General features: G+C 49.1%; 14 protein-coding genes and 2 riboswitches. Of the genes, 1 reads left to right on the top strand and 13 read right to left on the bottom strand.

The genetic code is table 11. From position 1 onward, the window contains the following. Window positions 1–10: 10 nt before the first annotated feature. The 13 genes from purF to MHI54_RS04920 all read right to left on the bottom strand — a co-directional run bounded on the left by purF (window position 11) and on the right by MHI54_RS04920 (window position 13,371). Complete coding sequence (gene purF / locus MHI54_RS04860; RefSeq protein WP_095215019.1) at window positions 11–1,423, bottom strand: amidophosphoribosyltransferase; 1,413 nt, start codon at window positions 1,421–1,423, stop codon at window positions 11–13. Beyond that, on the bottom strand, window positions 1,399–3,621 hold the full coding sequence (gene purL, locus MHI54_RS04865; protein WP_340082471.1) for a phosphoribosylformylglycinamidine synthase subunit PurL: 2,223 nt from the start codon (window positions 3,619–3,621) through the stop codon (window positions 1,399–1,401). Before purL ends, purF begins: the two co-directional genes overlap by 25 nt. Continuing rightward, complete coding sequence (purQ, locus tag MHI54_RS04870) at window positions 3,605–4,288, bottom strand: phosphoribosylformylglycinamidine synthase subunit PurQ (RefSeq protein WP_095215021.1); 684 nt, start codon at window positions 4,286–4,288, stop codon at window positions 3,605–3,607. Before purQ ends, purL begins: the two co-directional genes overlap by 17 nt. Next, window positions 4,285–4,536, bottom strand: coding sequence for a phosphoribosylformylglycinamidine synthase subunit PurS (purS, locus tag MHI54_RS04875; protein WP_340082473.1), 252 nt, complete (start codon window positions 4,534–4,536; stop codon window positions 4,285–4,287). The genes purQ and purS overlap by 4 nt, the downstream gene beginning before the upstream one ends. Next, entirely contained in the window at window positions 4,533–5,246 is a 714-nt protein-coding gene (gene purC, locus MHI54_RS04880) for a phosphoribosylaminoimidazolesuccinocarboxamide synthase (protein WP_095215023.1), read from the bottom strand. Before purC ends, purS begins: the two co-directional genes overlap by 4 nt. 25 nt (window positions 5,247–5,271) lie before the next feature. Next, complete coding sequence (purB, locus tag MHI54_RS04885) at window positions 5,272–6,567, bottom strand: adenylosuccinate lyase (protein ID WP_340082475.1); 1,296 nt, start codon at window positions 6,565–6,567, stop codon at window positions 5,272–5,274. Then, entirely contained in the window at window positions 6,564–7,691 is a 1,128-nt protein-coding gene (purK, locus tag MHI54_RS04890) for a 5-(carboxyamino)imidazole ribonucleotide synthase (protein WP_340082478.1), read from the bottom strand. Before purK ends, purB begins: the two co-directional genes overlap by 4 nt. Next, window positions 7,678–8,169 (bottom strand): 5-(carboxyamino)imidazole ribonucleotide mutase, encoded by a 492-nt coding sequence (purE, locus tag MHI54_RS04895; RefSeq protein WP_340082480.1) that lies wholly within the window; start codon window positions 8,167–8,169, stop codon window positions 7,678–7,680. Before purE ends, purK begins: the two co-directional genes overlap by 14 nt. Window positions 8,170–8,270: 101 nt before the next feature. Further along, window positions 8,271–8,370: riboswitch (purine riboswitch) on the bottom strand. Window positions 8,371–8,478: 108 nt separating this feature from the next. Beyond that, complete coding sequence (locus tag MHI54_RS04900) at window positions 8,479–8,697, bottom strand: NETI motif-containing protein (RefSeq protein ID WP_095215027.1); 219 nt, start codon at window positions 8,695–8,697, stop codon at window positions 8,479–8,481. Further along, window positions 8,660–9,235 carry a DUF2179 domain-containing protein gene (locus MHI54_RS04905; RefSeq protein ID WP_340082482.1) on the bottom strand — a complete coding sequence of 192 codons (576 nt, stop codon included), beginning with the start codon at window positions 9,233–9,235 and terminating at the stop codon, window positions 8,660–8,662. The genes MHI54_RS04900 and MHI54_RS04905 overlap by 38 nt, the downstream gene beginning before the upstream one ends. Before the next feature lie 45 nt (window positions 9,236–9,280). Next, window positions 9,281–10,051: a tryptophan-rich sensory protein gene (locus MHI54_RS04910; RefSeq protein ID WP_340082484.1), complete on the bottom strand. Its 771-nt coding sequence runs from the start codon at window positions 10,049–10,051 to the stop codon at window positions 9,281–9,283. A gap of 164 nt (window positions 10,052–10,215) precedes the next feature. Next, entirely contained in the window at window positions 10,216–11,550 is a 1,335-nt protein-coding gene (locus MHI54_RS04915; protein WP_095215030.1) for an NCS2 family permease, read from the bottom strand. Between the two features lie 111 nt (window positions 11,551–11,661). Next, a riboswitch (purine riboswitch) is annotated at window positions 11,662–11,763 on the bottom strand. A gap of 96 nt (window positions 11,764–11,859) precedes the next feature. Next, on the bottom strand, window positions 11,860–13,371 hold the full coding sequence (locus MHI54_RS04920) for a UDP-N-acetylmuramoyl-L-alanyl-D-glutamate--2,6-diaminopimelate ligase (protein WP_340082487.1): 1,512 nt from the start codon (window positions 13,369–13,371) through the stop codon (window positions 11,860–11,862). 178 nt (window positions 13,372–13,549) lie between these two features. Here MHI54_RS04920 and MHI54_RS04925 point away from each other — a divergent pair, with 178 nt between their 5' ends. Further along, on the top strand, window positions 13,550–14,602 hold the full coding sequence (locus tag MHI54_RS04925; RefSeq protein ID WP_340082490.1) for an aromatic acid exporter family protein: 1,053 nt from the start codon (window positions 13,550–13,552) through the stop codon (window positions 14,600–14,602). Window positions 14,603–14,691 lie beyond the last annotated feature (89 nt).

Genomic DNA, 14,691 nt, shown 5'->3' on the forward strand with positions numbered 1-14,691 from the left:
GCTTGCCCTCCTAACATTTGTACGCCGGAAGTACTGTATCCGGATAGATTTCGGTTGGATAGTTTCCTGTAAAGCATGCTTTGCAAATACCATGGGTCATCTTGTCGTTATCTCCGACGATGCAATCCTCCAGACCTTCAACCGTCAGGAAAGACAGGGAATCTGCTTCAATCAGCTCACGCATTTCCTCGATGCTGTGATTGGCAGCAATCAGCTCAGAGGTCGTGGACGTATCGATTCCGTAGAAACAAGGATTCTGAATCGGCGGGGATGCGATACGCACATGCACTTCCGTCGCCCCGGCTTCCTTCAGCATCCTGACAATCCGTTTGCTTGTGGTGCCGCGTACGATGGAATCATCGACCATGACAACGCGTTTGCCTTCGACGATCCCGCGGACCGCTGACAGCTTCATTTTCACACCCTGCTCACGCAGCTCCTGTGAAGGCTGGATGAAGGTGCGGCCTACATAGCGATTTTTGATCAAACCAAGCTCATAAGGAATGCCGGTTGCTTCCGAGAATCCGATAGCAGCCGAAATACTGGAATCCGGCACACCGGTCACGACATCGGCATCGATCGGTGCTTCCTGCGCCAGGACTTTCCCCATTTTCTTACGGGATGCATGGACATTCTGTCCGTTCAAATTGGAATCGGGACGGGAGAAGTATACATATTCCATCGAACAAAGCGACCGTTCCAGCATGGAAGAAAAACGCTGTGTATGAAGACCCGCATCGCTGATCGTAATCAACTCACCAGGCTCCACTTCGCGCACATATTCAGCTCCTGTCACATCGAAGGCACATGTTTCAGAGGAAACGACCCAAGCATCACCAAGGCGTCCAAGCGACAATGGTCGCAATCCCTTGGGATCGACAGCAACAAACAGCTGTGTTTCGGTAAGGATCGTCAGGCTGTATGCACCTTTGACCATGCTAAGCGCCGATTTGATCGCATCTTCCAATTCTATCTGTCCGCTGCGTTTGATCAGATGGGCAATCACCTCTGTATCAGATGATGTTTGCAGGATGCTGCCCTGTGCTTCCAGCTGCTGCTTCAGTCCGTATGCATTGACGAGATTTCCGTTATGGGCGATGGCCAGGCTGTCCTTTTGGGAACGGAACAGCAATGGCTGTACGTTCTCATAGCCGCCGCCCCCTGCTGTAGCATACCGGACATGACCGATGGCCGCATTGCCGTTCAGCTTGTTGAATTGGCCTTCAGAAAACACTTCATTGATCAGACCGATCCCTTTGTGCAAATGAAGATTTTCCCTGTCGGTCGTGACGATGCCAGCTCCCTCCTGCCCGCGGTGCTGCAGGGCGTGAAGGCCATAGTACGTCACTTCTGCCGCTTTTTCATGTCCCCAAATCGCAAAGACGCCGCATTCCTCATTCAAGCCTTTGATTTCAGCAAGCATGGGATAGCTCCTTTCCAAAGTGCTTCTAGTGTCGGTACAGTTTCTGAGATGATGGTCTGTCCGTCATGCTTGATGACAAGCCCTGCTTCTTCTGTCACCGCGCCGATCTGCTTCGCACTTGGCACTGCCTGTTCGAAGGCTGCCTGATTTTCCGGAGAAACCGTCAAAAGGAAGCGGGATTGCGACTCGCTGAAGAGCGCTGCAGTTGCATCGCCGCCGATTGTCACATCAGCTCCAAGCCCTGTACCGAACAAGCTTTCCGCCAGCGCCACACCGAGGCCGCCTTCTGCAAGGTCATGGGCAGACGCAACCAATCCTTGTTGGATGCTGGTTAATACTGCCTGCTGATTGCCGGCTTCCACATCAAGATCGATTACAGGTGCCTTGCCAAAGTAGCGACCTTCCAGGACATTCTGCAGCTCACTGCCGCCGAATTCCGCTTTTGTTTCGCCCAATAGATAAATGGCATCGCCAGCTTGCTTGAATTGGCTTGTCGTCACATGCGCCAGGTTCTCGACCAATCCGACCATCCCGACAACCGGTGTCGGGAAGATCGCCTGCTGGTTGGACTCATTGTAAAGGGACACGTTTCCGCTGATAACTGGTGTTTCCAATGCCAGGCATGCCGCACTCATACCATCGACGCTCTTCTCCATTTGCCAGAAATTCTCTGGTTTATCCGGGTTGCCGAAGTTCAAGCCATCTGTCAGCGCAAGCGGCTTGGCACCAGAGCTGACGATATTGCGGGCTGCTTCCGCCACGGCAATCTTGCCGCCTGTTTCGGGATCCAAATAGATATAACGGGAGTTGCAATCCGTTGTCATCGCAATTGCTTTCTCTGTCCCGCGCACACGAACGATAGCCGCGTCACTTCCAGGCGCCACTACTGTGCTAGCGCCAACCATGGAATCATATTGGTCATAAACCCATTCCTTGCTGGCGATTGTCGGCTGCTGCAAAAGCTGTTTCAATGCAGCAGCATGATCTTCCACAGCGGGCTTGTAGTCGATTGTCTGGAATTCTGTATAATAATCCGGGACTTTGGAGTCCTTGTAATATACCGGTGCATCCTCAGCCAAGCTGTCGACCGGGATATCTGCTGCCACCTCCCCGTGATGCAGGAGACGGAAACGTTTATCATCCGTCACGGTTCCGACTGCGACAGCCTGCAGTCCGTATTTTTCGAATACATCGATGATGCCCTGCTCCTGGCCTTTCTTCACGACAAGCAGCATACGCTCCTGAGACTCTGACAGCATCAGTTCATAAGGCGTCATATGCTGTTCACGCTGCGGCACGAGGTCAAGGTTCATTTCCATTCCCATGCCCGCTTTACTTGCCATTTCACTTGCACTTGATGTCAAACCAGCCGCACCCATGTCCTGGATACCGACAAGCGCCTCATGCTGAATCACTTCCAGGCATGCTTCGATGAGAAGCTTTTCCATGAATGGATCGCCGACCTGTACAGAAGGGCGCTTCGATTCGGATTCTTCGCTAAGGTCTTCCGATGCAAATGTCGCACCGTGGATACCATCACGGCCAGTTGGTGCACCAGCGTAGATAACCGTATTGCCGACACCGGCAGCGATACCTTTTTGGATGTCCTTCTGGTCGATCAAACCGACACACATGGCATTGACTAGCGGGTTGCCTTCGTAACTATCATCGAATTGGATTTCGCCTCCGACAGTCGGTACGCCGACACAGTTACCGTAACCGGCGATGCCGTGAACCACTTCTTCCAGCAAATATTTCACGCGCGGCGTCGTCAAGTTGCCAAAGCGCAAGGAATTCAATAAAGCGATCGGACGGGCACCCATGGAGAAGACATCACGGATGATGCCGCCGACCCCTGTGGCTGCACCTTGATAAGGCTCGACAGCCGATGGGTGGTTATGACTTTCCACTTTGAATACGACTGCTTTGTCATCGCCGATATCGACGATTCCGGCACCTTCACCAGGTCCCTGCAGCACATGCGGCCCCTTCGTCGGGAACTTGCGCAATAATGGCTTGGATGTCTTGTAGCTGCAATGCTCCGACCACATGACGGAGAAAATGCCTGTTTCCGTGAAATTCGGAAGCCTGCCGAGGATGTTTTTGACGGATTGGAATTCTTCATCCGTCAGACCCATATCCCGATACAGACGGTCCTGTTCGATTTTTTCCGGACTGATTTCAGCTTGTTGTAACATACATTTCCCTCCAGTGATGTAGTACGGATCGGAACATCGCCAGCCCATCGCTCGAGCCGAGCAAATCCTCGACCGCCCGTTCAGGATGCGGCATCATGCCCAGCACATTGCCTGCTTTATTGACGATTCCGGCAATATCGGCCCGGGAACCGTTCGGATTGTTCTTGTAAGTGAAAACAATCTGATTATTTTGCTTCAACTCTTCCAATGTCGCATCGTCGCAATAATAATTCCCTTCTCCGTGAGCAATCGGAATTTGAATTTCCTGCCCTTTTTCATAGCCGGTTGTGAAAATCGTATCATCCCTTTCCACAACAAGCGTTTCATAATGGCACATGAATTTCAGCTTCTCGTTGCGCAGCATTGCACCTGGCAGCAAGCCTGTTTCCAATAGGATCTGGAAGCCATTGCACACACCAAGGACAGGAGTGCCCGCTTCTGCCTTTTGTTTGATTTGGTTCAGAACATCGGATACAGACGCGATTGCGCCGGAACGCAGGTAGTCACCATAGCTGAATCCTCCCGGAAGCAAAATGGCATCATAGTCTGCCAGATTGGCAGATTCATACCATACAAGATCGACTTCTTCTCCCAAGCCATCACGGACAGCATGATACATATCACGGTCACAGTTGGAACCCGGAAAAACGATGACAGCAAATTTCACGAGCGTATACCCTCCTCGACTGTATAGCTGTATTCTTCCATGACAGGATTGGCAAGCAGCTTATCGCACATCCGCTGTACTTCCAATGCCACATCAGCTTCATCCGGCAGCGTCATTTCGATGTATTTGCCGACTCGTGTGTCCGCCACATCCGGGAATCCATTTGCCCGCAATGCTTCCTGTACAGCCTTACCTTGCGGGTCGAGGACCCCTTCTTTCAGCGTGATGAAGATTTTTACCTTTTTCATTTTGCTGCCTCCAGTCGATTTAAGATTGCATCATATACGTCGATCAAGTCACCCAGGTCTTCCCGGAACACATCCTTGTCCATCTTGCCGCCATTCTCCTTATCCCAAAGCCGGCATGTATCCGGGGAGATTTCATCGGAAAGGAGGATGGAGCCATCTTGGTCACGGCCGAATTCCAGCTTGAAATCGACCAGCTGCAGACCGACTCTGTCAAAGAATGCCTGCAGATGCTGGTTGACCTCCAAAGCCGCTTGCTTGATGAAAGCGAGCTCCTCTTCATTCAGATCCGTCAGCAGCAATGCATGCGCATCATTGATGATCGGATCATCCAAACTGTCATCCTTATAGTAAAGCTCTGTCAAAACGGGCTGGAAAACGGTCTTCTCCGGAATACCGAGTCTTCTCGTAATGCTGCCTGCTGCAACATTCCGAACGACCACTTCGAGCGGTACGATCGTCGTCTTCTTCACCAGCTGTTCAGTCTCGCTGAGCGGCTTGATGAAATGCGAGGAAATGCCCTGCTCCTGCAAGTATTCGAAAATATGGGTCGAGATAAGATTGTTGTAGCGGCCTTTTCCTTCGAAGCTTGCTTTCTTCTTGCCATTGAATGCTGTTGCATCATTTTTATAAGACAGCACGAGCTCCTGCTCTTTTTCTGCTGATTGAAATACTTGCTTGGCTTTTCCTTCGTACAGCAATTTACCTTTCACGTTCTCCACCCCGTTTGTCAAAGTATTATTCTAGTCCGATTTTATGGAAAATCTGATCCACGTTTTTCAAGTGATACGTATAGTCGAAGCAGTCATCGATTTCTTCCTGGCTCAGGAATGCCGAGATTTCTGTTTCTGCTTCGATAAGCTGCTTGAACTGTGTTTCTGTTTCCCAGGCTTCCATGGCCTTCGGCTGGACGATATCGTATGCTTGCTCACGGCTCATGCCTTTGTCGATCAGCGCAAGCAATACACGCTGAGAGAAAATGACGCCATATGTGCGGTCGATATTACGCTTCATGTTTTCCGGGAAGACAGTCAGGTTCTTCACGATATTCGAGAAACGATGGAGCATATAATCCAGCGCGATTGTCGCATCTGGCAAGATGACGCGCTCGGCAGATGAATGGGAAATATCGCGTTCATGCCAAAGTGCCACGTTTTCGTAAGCGGTGATCATATGGCCGCGGATCAAACGCGACATACCGACCATGTTTTCGGATCCGATCGGATTACGTTTATGCGGCATCGCAGAGGAACCTTTTTGACCTTTTGCAAAGAATTCTTCCACTTCGCGTGTTTCTGTTTTTTGGAGTCCGCGGATTTCTGTCGCGAATTTCTCGATGCTGGTTGCAATCAGCGCCAATGTGCTCATATATTGGGCGTGGCGGTCACGCTGCAATGTTTGTGTGGATACCGGTGCCGGCTTTAAGCCTAGCTTTTTCGTCACATATTTCTCTACATATGGATCGATGTTTGCATATGTACCAACCGCGCCGGAAAGCTTTCCATACTGGATTGTTTCGGCAGCAGCATCGAAACGCTCCAGGTTCCGTTTCATCTCTTCATACCATAGCGCCATTTTCAAACCGAAAGTTGTCGGTTCGGCGTGGACACCATGTGTGCGGCCCATCATGACGGTATGCTTATGCTCCTTTGCTTTTGCTTCCAGGATATCGATGAAATCGACGATACCTTTGCGGATGATTTTGTTCGCTTGCAGCAAGAGATAAGATAAAGCTGTATCCACTACATCGGTGGAAGTCAGGCCGTAATGCACCCATTTGCGTTCTTCGCCCAATGTCTCGGATACTGCACGCGTGAAGGCCACCACATCGTGACGTGTTTCTTTTTCAATCTCCAGAATGCGGTTGATATCGAAGGACGCGTTTTCACGCAATGCCTTCACATCGGATTCGGGAATGACACCTAAATCACTCCATGCTTCACATGCCAGGATTTCGACTTCAAGCCATGCCTGATATTTATTTTCATCCGTCCAGATTTTGCCCATTTCTTCTCTTGTATAACGTTCAATCATGCATTGTTTCCTCCTAGTGATCGTGTAAAGGCGTCGGTTTCATCCAGTAAGGATTTCCTTGACGTTCCAACCATCGTAAAATGTCCCATTTTCCGTTTCGGCTTGGCTTCCTGCTTGCCATAATCATGAATGTGGGCAAGCGGTCTGTCAGGATGCCCCCAATACTGGTCCAGCGCTTCTCCTAATAAATTTATCATAACGGCAGCCCCGATAAAATGGACCGGCAAAAGAGGCAGCCCGCAGATGGCGCGGATATGCTGCTCGAATTGCGAAACCGTACAAGCTTCAATCGTATAATGCCCCGAATTATGCGGTCTTGGCGCCACCTCATTCATATACAGTTCATTGCCTGATACAAACATCTCGACGGTGAAGGTCCCGACAACACCGGCGGCTTCAGCCAGCTTACCGGCAGCGATGCGTGCTTGCTCCGCCACTTCGTCCGCGACAGCAGCCGGAGCAATGGTCCGATATAGAATATGATCCCGATGTTCATTTTCCGCTACCGGGAAATAGGTTATTTGCCCATCTTCCCCCCTCGTCAGGACAATCGATATTTCCTTATCGAAGGTGAGCCAGGCTTCCATGATACAGCGGCCGTTCTGCCGGACGAATTCCGCAGCTTCTTTCAAGTCTTCCTTCGTATTCAGTTTTAGCTGTCCCTTGCCGTCATATCCGCCGCGGCAGGTTTTTACGACAGCTGGGAAACCGATCTCCCTGATGCTTGCCAACAATTCCTTTTCGTCCGTTACGATTGCAAAAGGCGCCACCGGAAGATCCAGTTCTTTCATCAGGTTCTTTTCATTCGCACGATCTCCGCTGATTTCCAGAAGAAGCGAGCCCTGCGGGAGTTTCCCGACTTCCTCCAAAAGCTTCGCAGCTCCCAGATCGACATTCTCGAATTCATAGGTGACGACATCGCTTAAGCTTTCCAATTTTCGGATAGCGTCCCGATCATCATAGGCCGCTTCGATATGCAAGTCCGCCACTTGCGCAGCCGGACAATCAGGCGTTGGATCAAGGACGATAATGCGGTATCCCATATGCTTGGCTGCTGTTGCCATCATACGGCCAAGCTGACCGCCGCCAAGTATGCCGATGGTGATGATATTATTTGGTCGCAAGCTGATCCCTCATTTCTGCCACTTGTTCTTTCATCCCTTGCTGATAAGCTGTCAGGCGCTCGGCAATCGCTCTGTCATGGATGCCAAGCATTTGCGCTGCCAGGATACCGGCATTTTTGGCGCCGGCTTTCCCGATTGCCACCGTAGCCACCGGAACACCCCCTGGCATCTGGACGATTGATAATAAGGAATCCATCCCGTCCAGTGCCTTTGTCTGTACCGGGACACCGATCACGGGCAATGTCGTCTTGCTGGCAACCATTCCGGGCAAATGAGCTGCACCGCCTGCACCGGCAATGATCACCTTCAATCCTCTATCCCTGGCACTTGATGCATATTCAAACATATCCTCCGGTGTCCGGTGAGCTGAGATCACTTCTTTTTCATAAGGGATATCCAGCTCTTCCAGCAGCTTGCACGCATGCTCCATCGTTTCCCAATCAGAGATGCTGCCCATGATGATTCCAATCTCCGCCATCTTATCCCTCTTTCCTATTTTTTTCCGTAAAAAAAGCCTATTCACCCTCCCGCTAAATGAGAGAAGACGAATAGGCATACAGGTGTCGTAGGCTCATAATCATGCAGTCCATCTTCCCTCATAGTCCGCTATTTACGGTAGCAGGTAGAGACTTCCGGACCATATTTCCGGAAATATATGAGGTACGATCTATAAGCACAGCTACGTGCTATGATGTCAAAACTAGCCGTGTCTTTCATGCATGTTTATGATAACAATTCTGACACACATCGTCAATGAAAAAATCGAACGATGATTATTTTGTTATATTTAATGTTCGGTTTTTAGTAATTTTGTGTCAAAGCTTACTTTCTTTCCGACCGGCTCTATCCTTTTACTGCCGTTCTCGACCGTTTCCCGGAAGATGGGCTCTTCCACTTTCCGGACTGGCAGATAACCCTCTGCTTTGATACGTGCAAGACAAGCATCGATCGTCTCATTCTCACCGAGCTCAAAACGTTTCTTTGCCGGCTTCTTTTCTTTTGGCATTGCGGATACGCTCCCTTTTTACGCTTTTCACCCAGAAACCGCCAAAAATCTGCCGCGGCTCATAGGCAATGATAAAGGCCTTCGGATCGATTCCCTTTATATCTTCGTATAGCTTCAATTCATATTTACGCGGGGTCAGGATCTGCATCGCAAGGCGGTCCCCATCCATTCCATAGGCGAACCAGCTTGTGACGCCATAGCCCTTCTCACGGAGTTTTCTCGTAAAATCGATGCTTGGATCAGAAGATATGACATTGACGGTGATATAGCCAAGTGCCAGCTTTTCCTCTATTTTTGAACCGAGGACGACACCGATCCCAAAGCCAAGTGCATAGGCGATCAGGTTCTGAATTTGATCCAAATTATCCAGGACCAGCCCGAGACCAATCGTATAGATCGTAATCTCAAAAACACTGACGAAGGCCGCAATATAGCGTCTCCCTTTTAATGTCAGGATGACCCGCAAGGTATTGAGGCTCACATAAACAATATTGACGACAAAGATGATCAATACCATGACGATTGGTATCTCCAGCAACTAGATTCCTCCTTCTTGCTCGTAAAAATTGCTGCTTTTGCAGTATCAATAGCCGTACTGCTTGCGTTTTCTCCTCCTGATCAAATGAATCGGTATCGCAATCAGGATGATCACTGCCATGATACCGGCCACTGCTGTGATGGCCGGGAATTTATCCGCCCTGGCAGCAGCGATTGCAAAATACGCCCAGACGAATACGAGCGGATAAATACTATCACGGAATATATGCATAACGCCAATTGCCAGGATTGCACCTGCAAGAAGCAAAATGATTGTCCAAACTTCACCTGATAAAAGCCAGCCTCCTACATTATCCACCCCAAGAGACACAAATAGAATACCGACATTCAACATGGTAGCGACGGAAACCCAGCCGATATAGATGGAGAACGGAAACAAATCGAATTTCCGGCGATCGGATGAAGTCGATATTGTTTGGTACAGGATTCCCAAAGAGATGAGCAGCGCTGCCATCGGGATGATGGAGAGACTGAAGAGCTCATAATGGAAGCAGAATATCCAAGCAATATTAAAGATACAGCTGGCAATGAATGTCCCTGCAGCTTTTGCATACCATTCCGTTTCCCGTGTGGATCGCAGAAATAAACGTATCACCCAAATCAGGACGAATAAATAGATGACACTCCAAATACTGAATGCATAGCCTGCCGGCTGGAACAATACGTCCAGCTGGTCGGATAATTGCTGCGTAGTCTTTCCGCCAAGAGGCAAGGCATTGGACAGATAATTGACGGCGATTGTTGCAATATAAGCCAGTAAGCTGAACCAAGCCAGCTTCACTGAACGATTACTCATGTAAATTCCTCCTCCTCGCCCGCTTGACAGACGATCATGGTCACTCGTAAGTATAATACAATTATACCCGACAGCGCCGCAATCAACGCACAAAGGTAAAATCCGACCATAAAACTGTATTTTTCGCCCATATAAAAAGCCGCCCCGATCGGAGCGGCTTCCAGTCAAGCCAAAAAGATGAAGTATAGCAGGAATACGACGAACAGGAACCACATGACTGGGTGGACTTCCTTCACGCGCCCTTTGACAAGCAAAGTAAGCGGGTAGAAGATGAATCCAATCGCAATACCGGTAGCGATGCTGCCAGTCAGCGGCATCATGAGAATCGTGAAGAAAGCTGGGACAGCGAATTCAATTTTATCCCACTCGATATCCTTCAAGGAAGAGCACATCAGTACGCCGACGACAATCAAGGCCGGTGCCGTCACTTCATTGGTGATGATGGACAGCAGCGGGCTGAAGAATAATGCCAAAAGGAAGCAAATCGCAGTGACAACTGCTGTGAAGCCTGATCTTCCGCCTGCACCGACACCAGTTGTCGATTCGACATACGCGGTAGTATTGGAAGTACCTAAAACGGCACCCGCAACTGTCGCACCAGAATCGGCAAGCAATGCCTGTCCGGGATTGGGCAATTTACCATCCTTCATCAAGCCGGCCTTCGTAGCAACAGCAACCAATGTGCCTGCTGTGTCAAAGAAATCGACGAATAGGAATGTCAAGATGACAGTCAGCATTTGGATGGTGAAGATATCACCAAAGTGCGCAAAGGCAGCCCCGAATGTTGGTGCAAGACTCGGCACACTTCCGACGACATCCCCGACTGCTGTCGGAGGATCAATCAAGCCGACAATCATACCAGCTACCGCTGTAATGATCATTCCGATGAAGATTGCGGCACGGAATCCTATCACCAAAAGAATTGCCGTAACAAAGATACCAAAGATGGCCAGCAGGGCCGGACCGCTGTGGATATCCCCAAGGGCCACGACCGTATCCTCGCTCATCACTACGAGATTAGCGTTTTTCAAGCCGATGAAAGCGATGAAGAGTCCGATACCGGCCCCTACTGCCAATTTCAAAGTCGGCGGAATGGCGTTGATCAAAAGCTCACGCAAACCAGAAAGGGAAAGAATCATGAAAATCACACCGGAAGCAAATACGCCTGCCAATGCAGTTTGCCATGGAATTCCGTAAGTAAGTACAACTGTGAAGGCAAAGAATGCATTCAATCCCATGCCAGGGGCAAGCGCTATCGGCAATTTTGCAAAGACACCCATGATCAGGGTCCCGATTGCAGAAGCGATTGCTGTGGCAGTGAAAATTGCGCCGGCATCCATACGGCCGCCATTTATTGCGCTGTCGGGCACTCCCTGGAGAGTCAGCACATTCGGATTGACGAACAGGATGTACGCCATCGACAAGAATGTCGTAATACCGGCGATTATCTCGGTGCGGTAAGATGTGTTCAATTCGTCAAAACGGAAAAAACGTTTCATAACTTGTTACTCCTCCTGTTTCTTCGATTGGGCAGGATAAGCTTTCAAATAAAAAACACTTCTGCCTGAAGCAAGAAGCGTTTCCTATCTACACCACATCTGCGTATGTAACCCAGATTGAAATGTCAGCGTAGTCAGGTTAATGACGGTAACCTGGTAGAAACTTATGGGCCATATTCCCAAAATTATACGAAGACGAAAAATATATAGTATCAATACTCTTTCACTATAAAAGCATTTTGCACGCTTCGTCAATGTTTTTTCGGAAAATGAACCTAATAATAGTGTTAGAAATCGTTTCCATTTCATTCAGCTGATGGTGGATCGCACTTTTTCTGCATTGTGTTCTTCGAAATAGGATTGAATGACAGCATGATCGGAATGCGGCACCGCTTCCCCTCTGACAAATTGGGCACCATTGATCTGGCCGCCTGTAAGCAGGACCATGTCACCTTCTTGACTGAGATCGAGTGCAAGACGGATACCTTCCGTTCTCGTCCGTGCTGTCGACACATTATTCACTTCATCGGAAAACCCTTTGCAGACTGCAGCAATGATGGTGTCGGGATCATGAAACCCGGGGTGATCCACGGACACGACAATTTCATCTGCCCGTCCCTCGACTGTCTGTGCCATTTTAGGCATTTTCCCGAAATCACGAATGCCGACCCCCAAGATCATGACGATCAAACGACGATGCGGAATCGTGTTCACGGCGTCCAATAGCTGATCCAATGCCGCCGGTGTATGGGCATAATCGAGAATGATCTTTCTATTACCGTACTGCTCCATCACCTCAAAACGCCCTTCTGGACTTTCGATTGCAGCTAAAACATCCACAATCGCCTGCAAATCGAATCCGAGCTGGATTGCCGTCCCGACAGCCGCAAGCAGATTGGCAACATTATACTTCCCATAAATCGGTGCGTGAACCGCATAGCATTCCCCATCAGCATGAAGATCGAATTGTGTGCCATGCCTGTCCGTCCGCAGGTTCCGTGCCATTAAATCAGCTCCGCTGTGCCTGTCGAGGCTATAGGTCAATATCTTCCCCTCAAACATATCCAGGATATCGCGTGACATCTCATCATCGAGGTTCACGATTGCACAAGCTGCCTGCTGGAAAAGCATCAGCTTTGCACGCTTATATTTATCCATCGTTTTATGGAATTCCAAATGCTCAGGCGATAGATTTGTATGAATGGCCACATCGAATGTCATCGCTGCAGTACGTTTCTGCTCCAAGGCAATCGATGTCGCCTCCATGACAACGGCCTTTTCCCCGACTGATTTCAGCTGTCTGAAAAGGGCATGCAAATCCGCGGATTCCGGCGTGGTGGGTGTGCTTTTGGAAAACTCCAGTCTTTCCTTTGATGTAAATATGCCGCATGTGCCAATGGAAGTGGTCGCAAACTGGAGCTGATTCAGCAGCGAACGGACGTATGCGGCTACGGTCGTCTTCCCATTGGTGCCAGTGACAGCGATGGTCACAAGTTTCTTCCAAGCTTCCCCTGATAATAGGACTGCCATCTGCGCCATCGCCAGCCTGGCATCCTCCACTGCAAGGAATGTACAATCCTCATGCTCGCGATAATAGGATTTCAGCAAATCTTCATCTGTGCCGACGATGATGGAAGCACCCTTTGCAATGGCATCCTCGATAAAGGCATGCCCATCATGATTTTCTCCCTTTACACAAATGAAAACATCATTCTTGTTCACATGACGGGAATCAAATCGGACAATATTGGCTATTGTACTGGAAGCACCGTAAATCCGTTTAAATTCCACTTTATGCTGTTTCATCAAATTGATAATCATGGCTACCCCCTGTATTTCCGCTCCAAGTGTTTTCTTCTTTTACCCTGAAGATGCAGCGGTTATACAGTCATCATGGAAATCATGATTCGGGAACTAGGTTATTCCAGATTAAACCATTGATTACCTGGTTTATCCACTTTATAATGTAAACATGCTACATCAAAGGTGTTGACGTAAAGTGAAGAAATCTTTTATCGGCAGCCGTGTCCTGAAGACGGGGATTGCTGTGTTTTTTACAGCACTAGTTTGTGAAGTATTTAACATAACACCGGCATTTGCAGTCATCGCGGCCATCGTAACGATTGAGCCGACGATCCATGCCTCTATCCAAAAAGGTCTGATACGTCTGCCAGCCAGTATGGTCGGAGCAGGTTTCTCCGTCCTTTCGATCCATTTATTCGGTGCTTCTCCGCTGACCTACACGGCAGCGGCTTTTTTGACGATTTTGGTCTGCTATAAACTGAAGCTGCATGCGGGCTTGATTGTTGCAACGATTACAGCAGTGGCCATGATCGATGTGGAGCATACGAGCCTTTGGGCTGATTTCTGGTCCCGTCTGGGCGGGAGCATCATCGGAATCATCATTTCCACACTCGTGAATATGCTCATCTTTCCGCCTGACTACTTAAAGAAATCACGTTCACAGCTGGACGTGGTCATCACACATACCAATCAGCTGTTACAAGCATTCGTGGATTCGAGAATCAAGCAAACTGGAGTGGACCAGCCGATTCAAAGCCTGACAGGATCCTTTCGCCGACTGACCGAGGAACGACTACTGCTGGAGCAGTACATAGAGCAGCAGGAGCGGGAAATGCGTTATCATTTTCCGAACTCGAAAGCGAAAGCACTGTTGGATGAAGAGTCCGCTTTCGCTGAGAAATTGAAGCTTATCCATTATCATCTTTGGAATCTGATCCATGCTGGCCGAAGCGGCAAACCGCTGCATTGGAGTCCGAATCAGCGCCATCGTTTCATCGAAGCTGCAGAAGCTGTCCAGCTGAATCTGCAGCATTGGACGAAAGATGGCAGTCCGACAGACGGAAGGCAGTTCCGGGAATTGTTCAAGCTGTTCTGGAGCATAGACATGCCGAAAAATCCTGAGCACGGATACTTCCCGATTGAAAGCATCTACTTGTATGAGCTGCTGTCCATCCATCAGCTCATCGAGAGCCAGCAATCCGAAAAACACCATATGCTTACACAAAAAGAGGCCATGCCATCTGATTGATGGCATGGCCTCTTGGTATATTGGGATAATTTCAATATGTATTCAAGGAATTGATATACTGAATAGCAAGCAATTTTGCTTACGTACTT

This window comes from Terribacillus sp. FSL K6-0262 (assembly GCF_037977385.1).
In the GTDB taxonomy this organism is placed as follows: Bacteria; Bacillota; Bacilli; order Bacillales; family Amphibacillaceae; genus Terribacillus.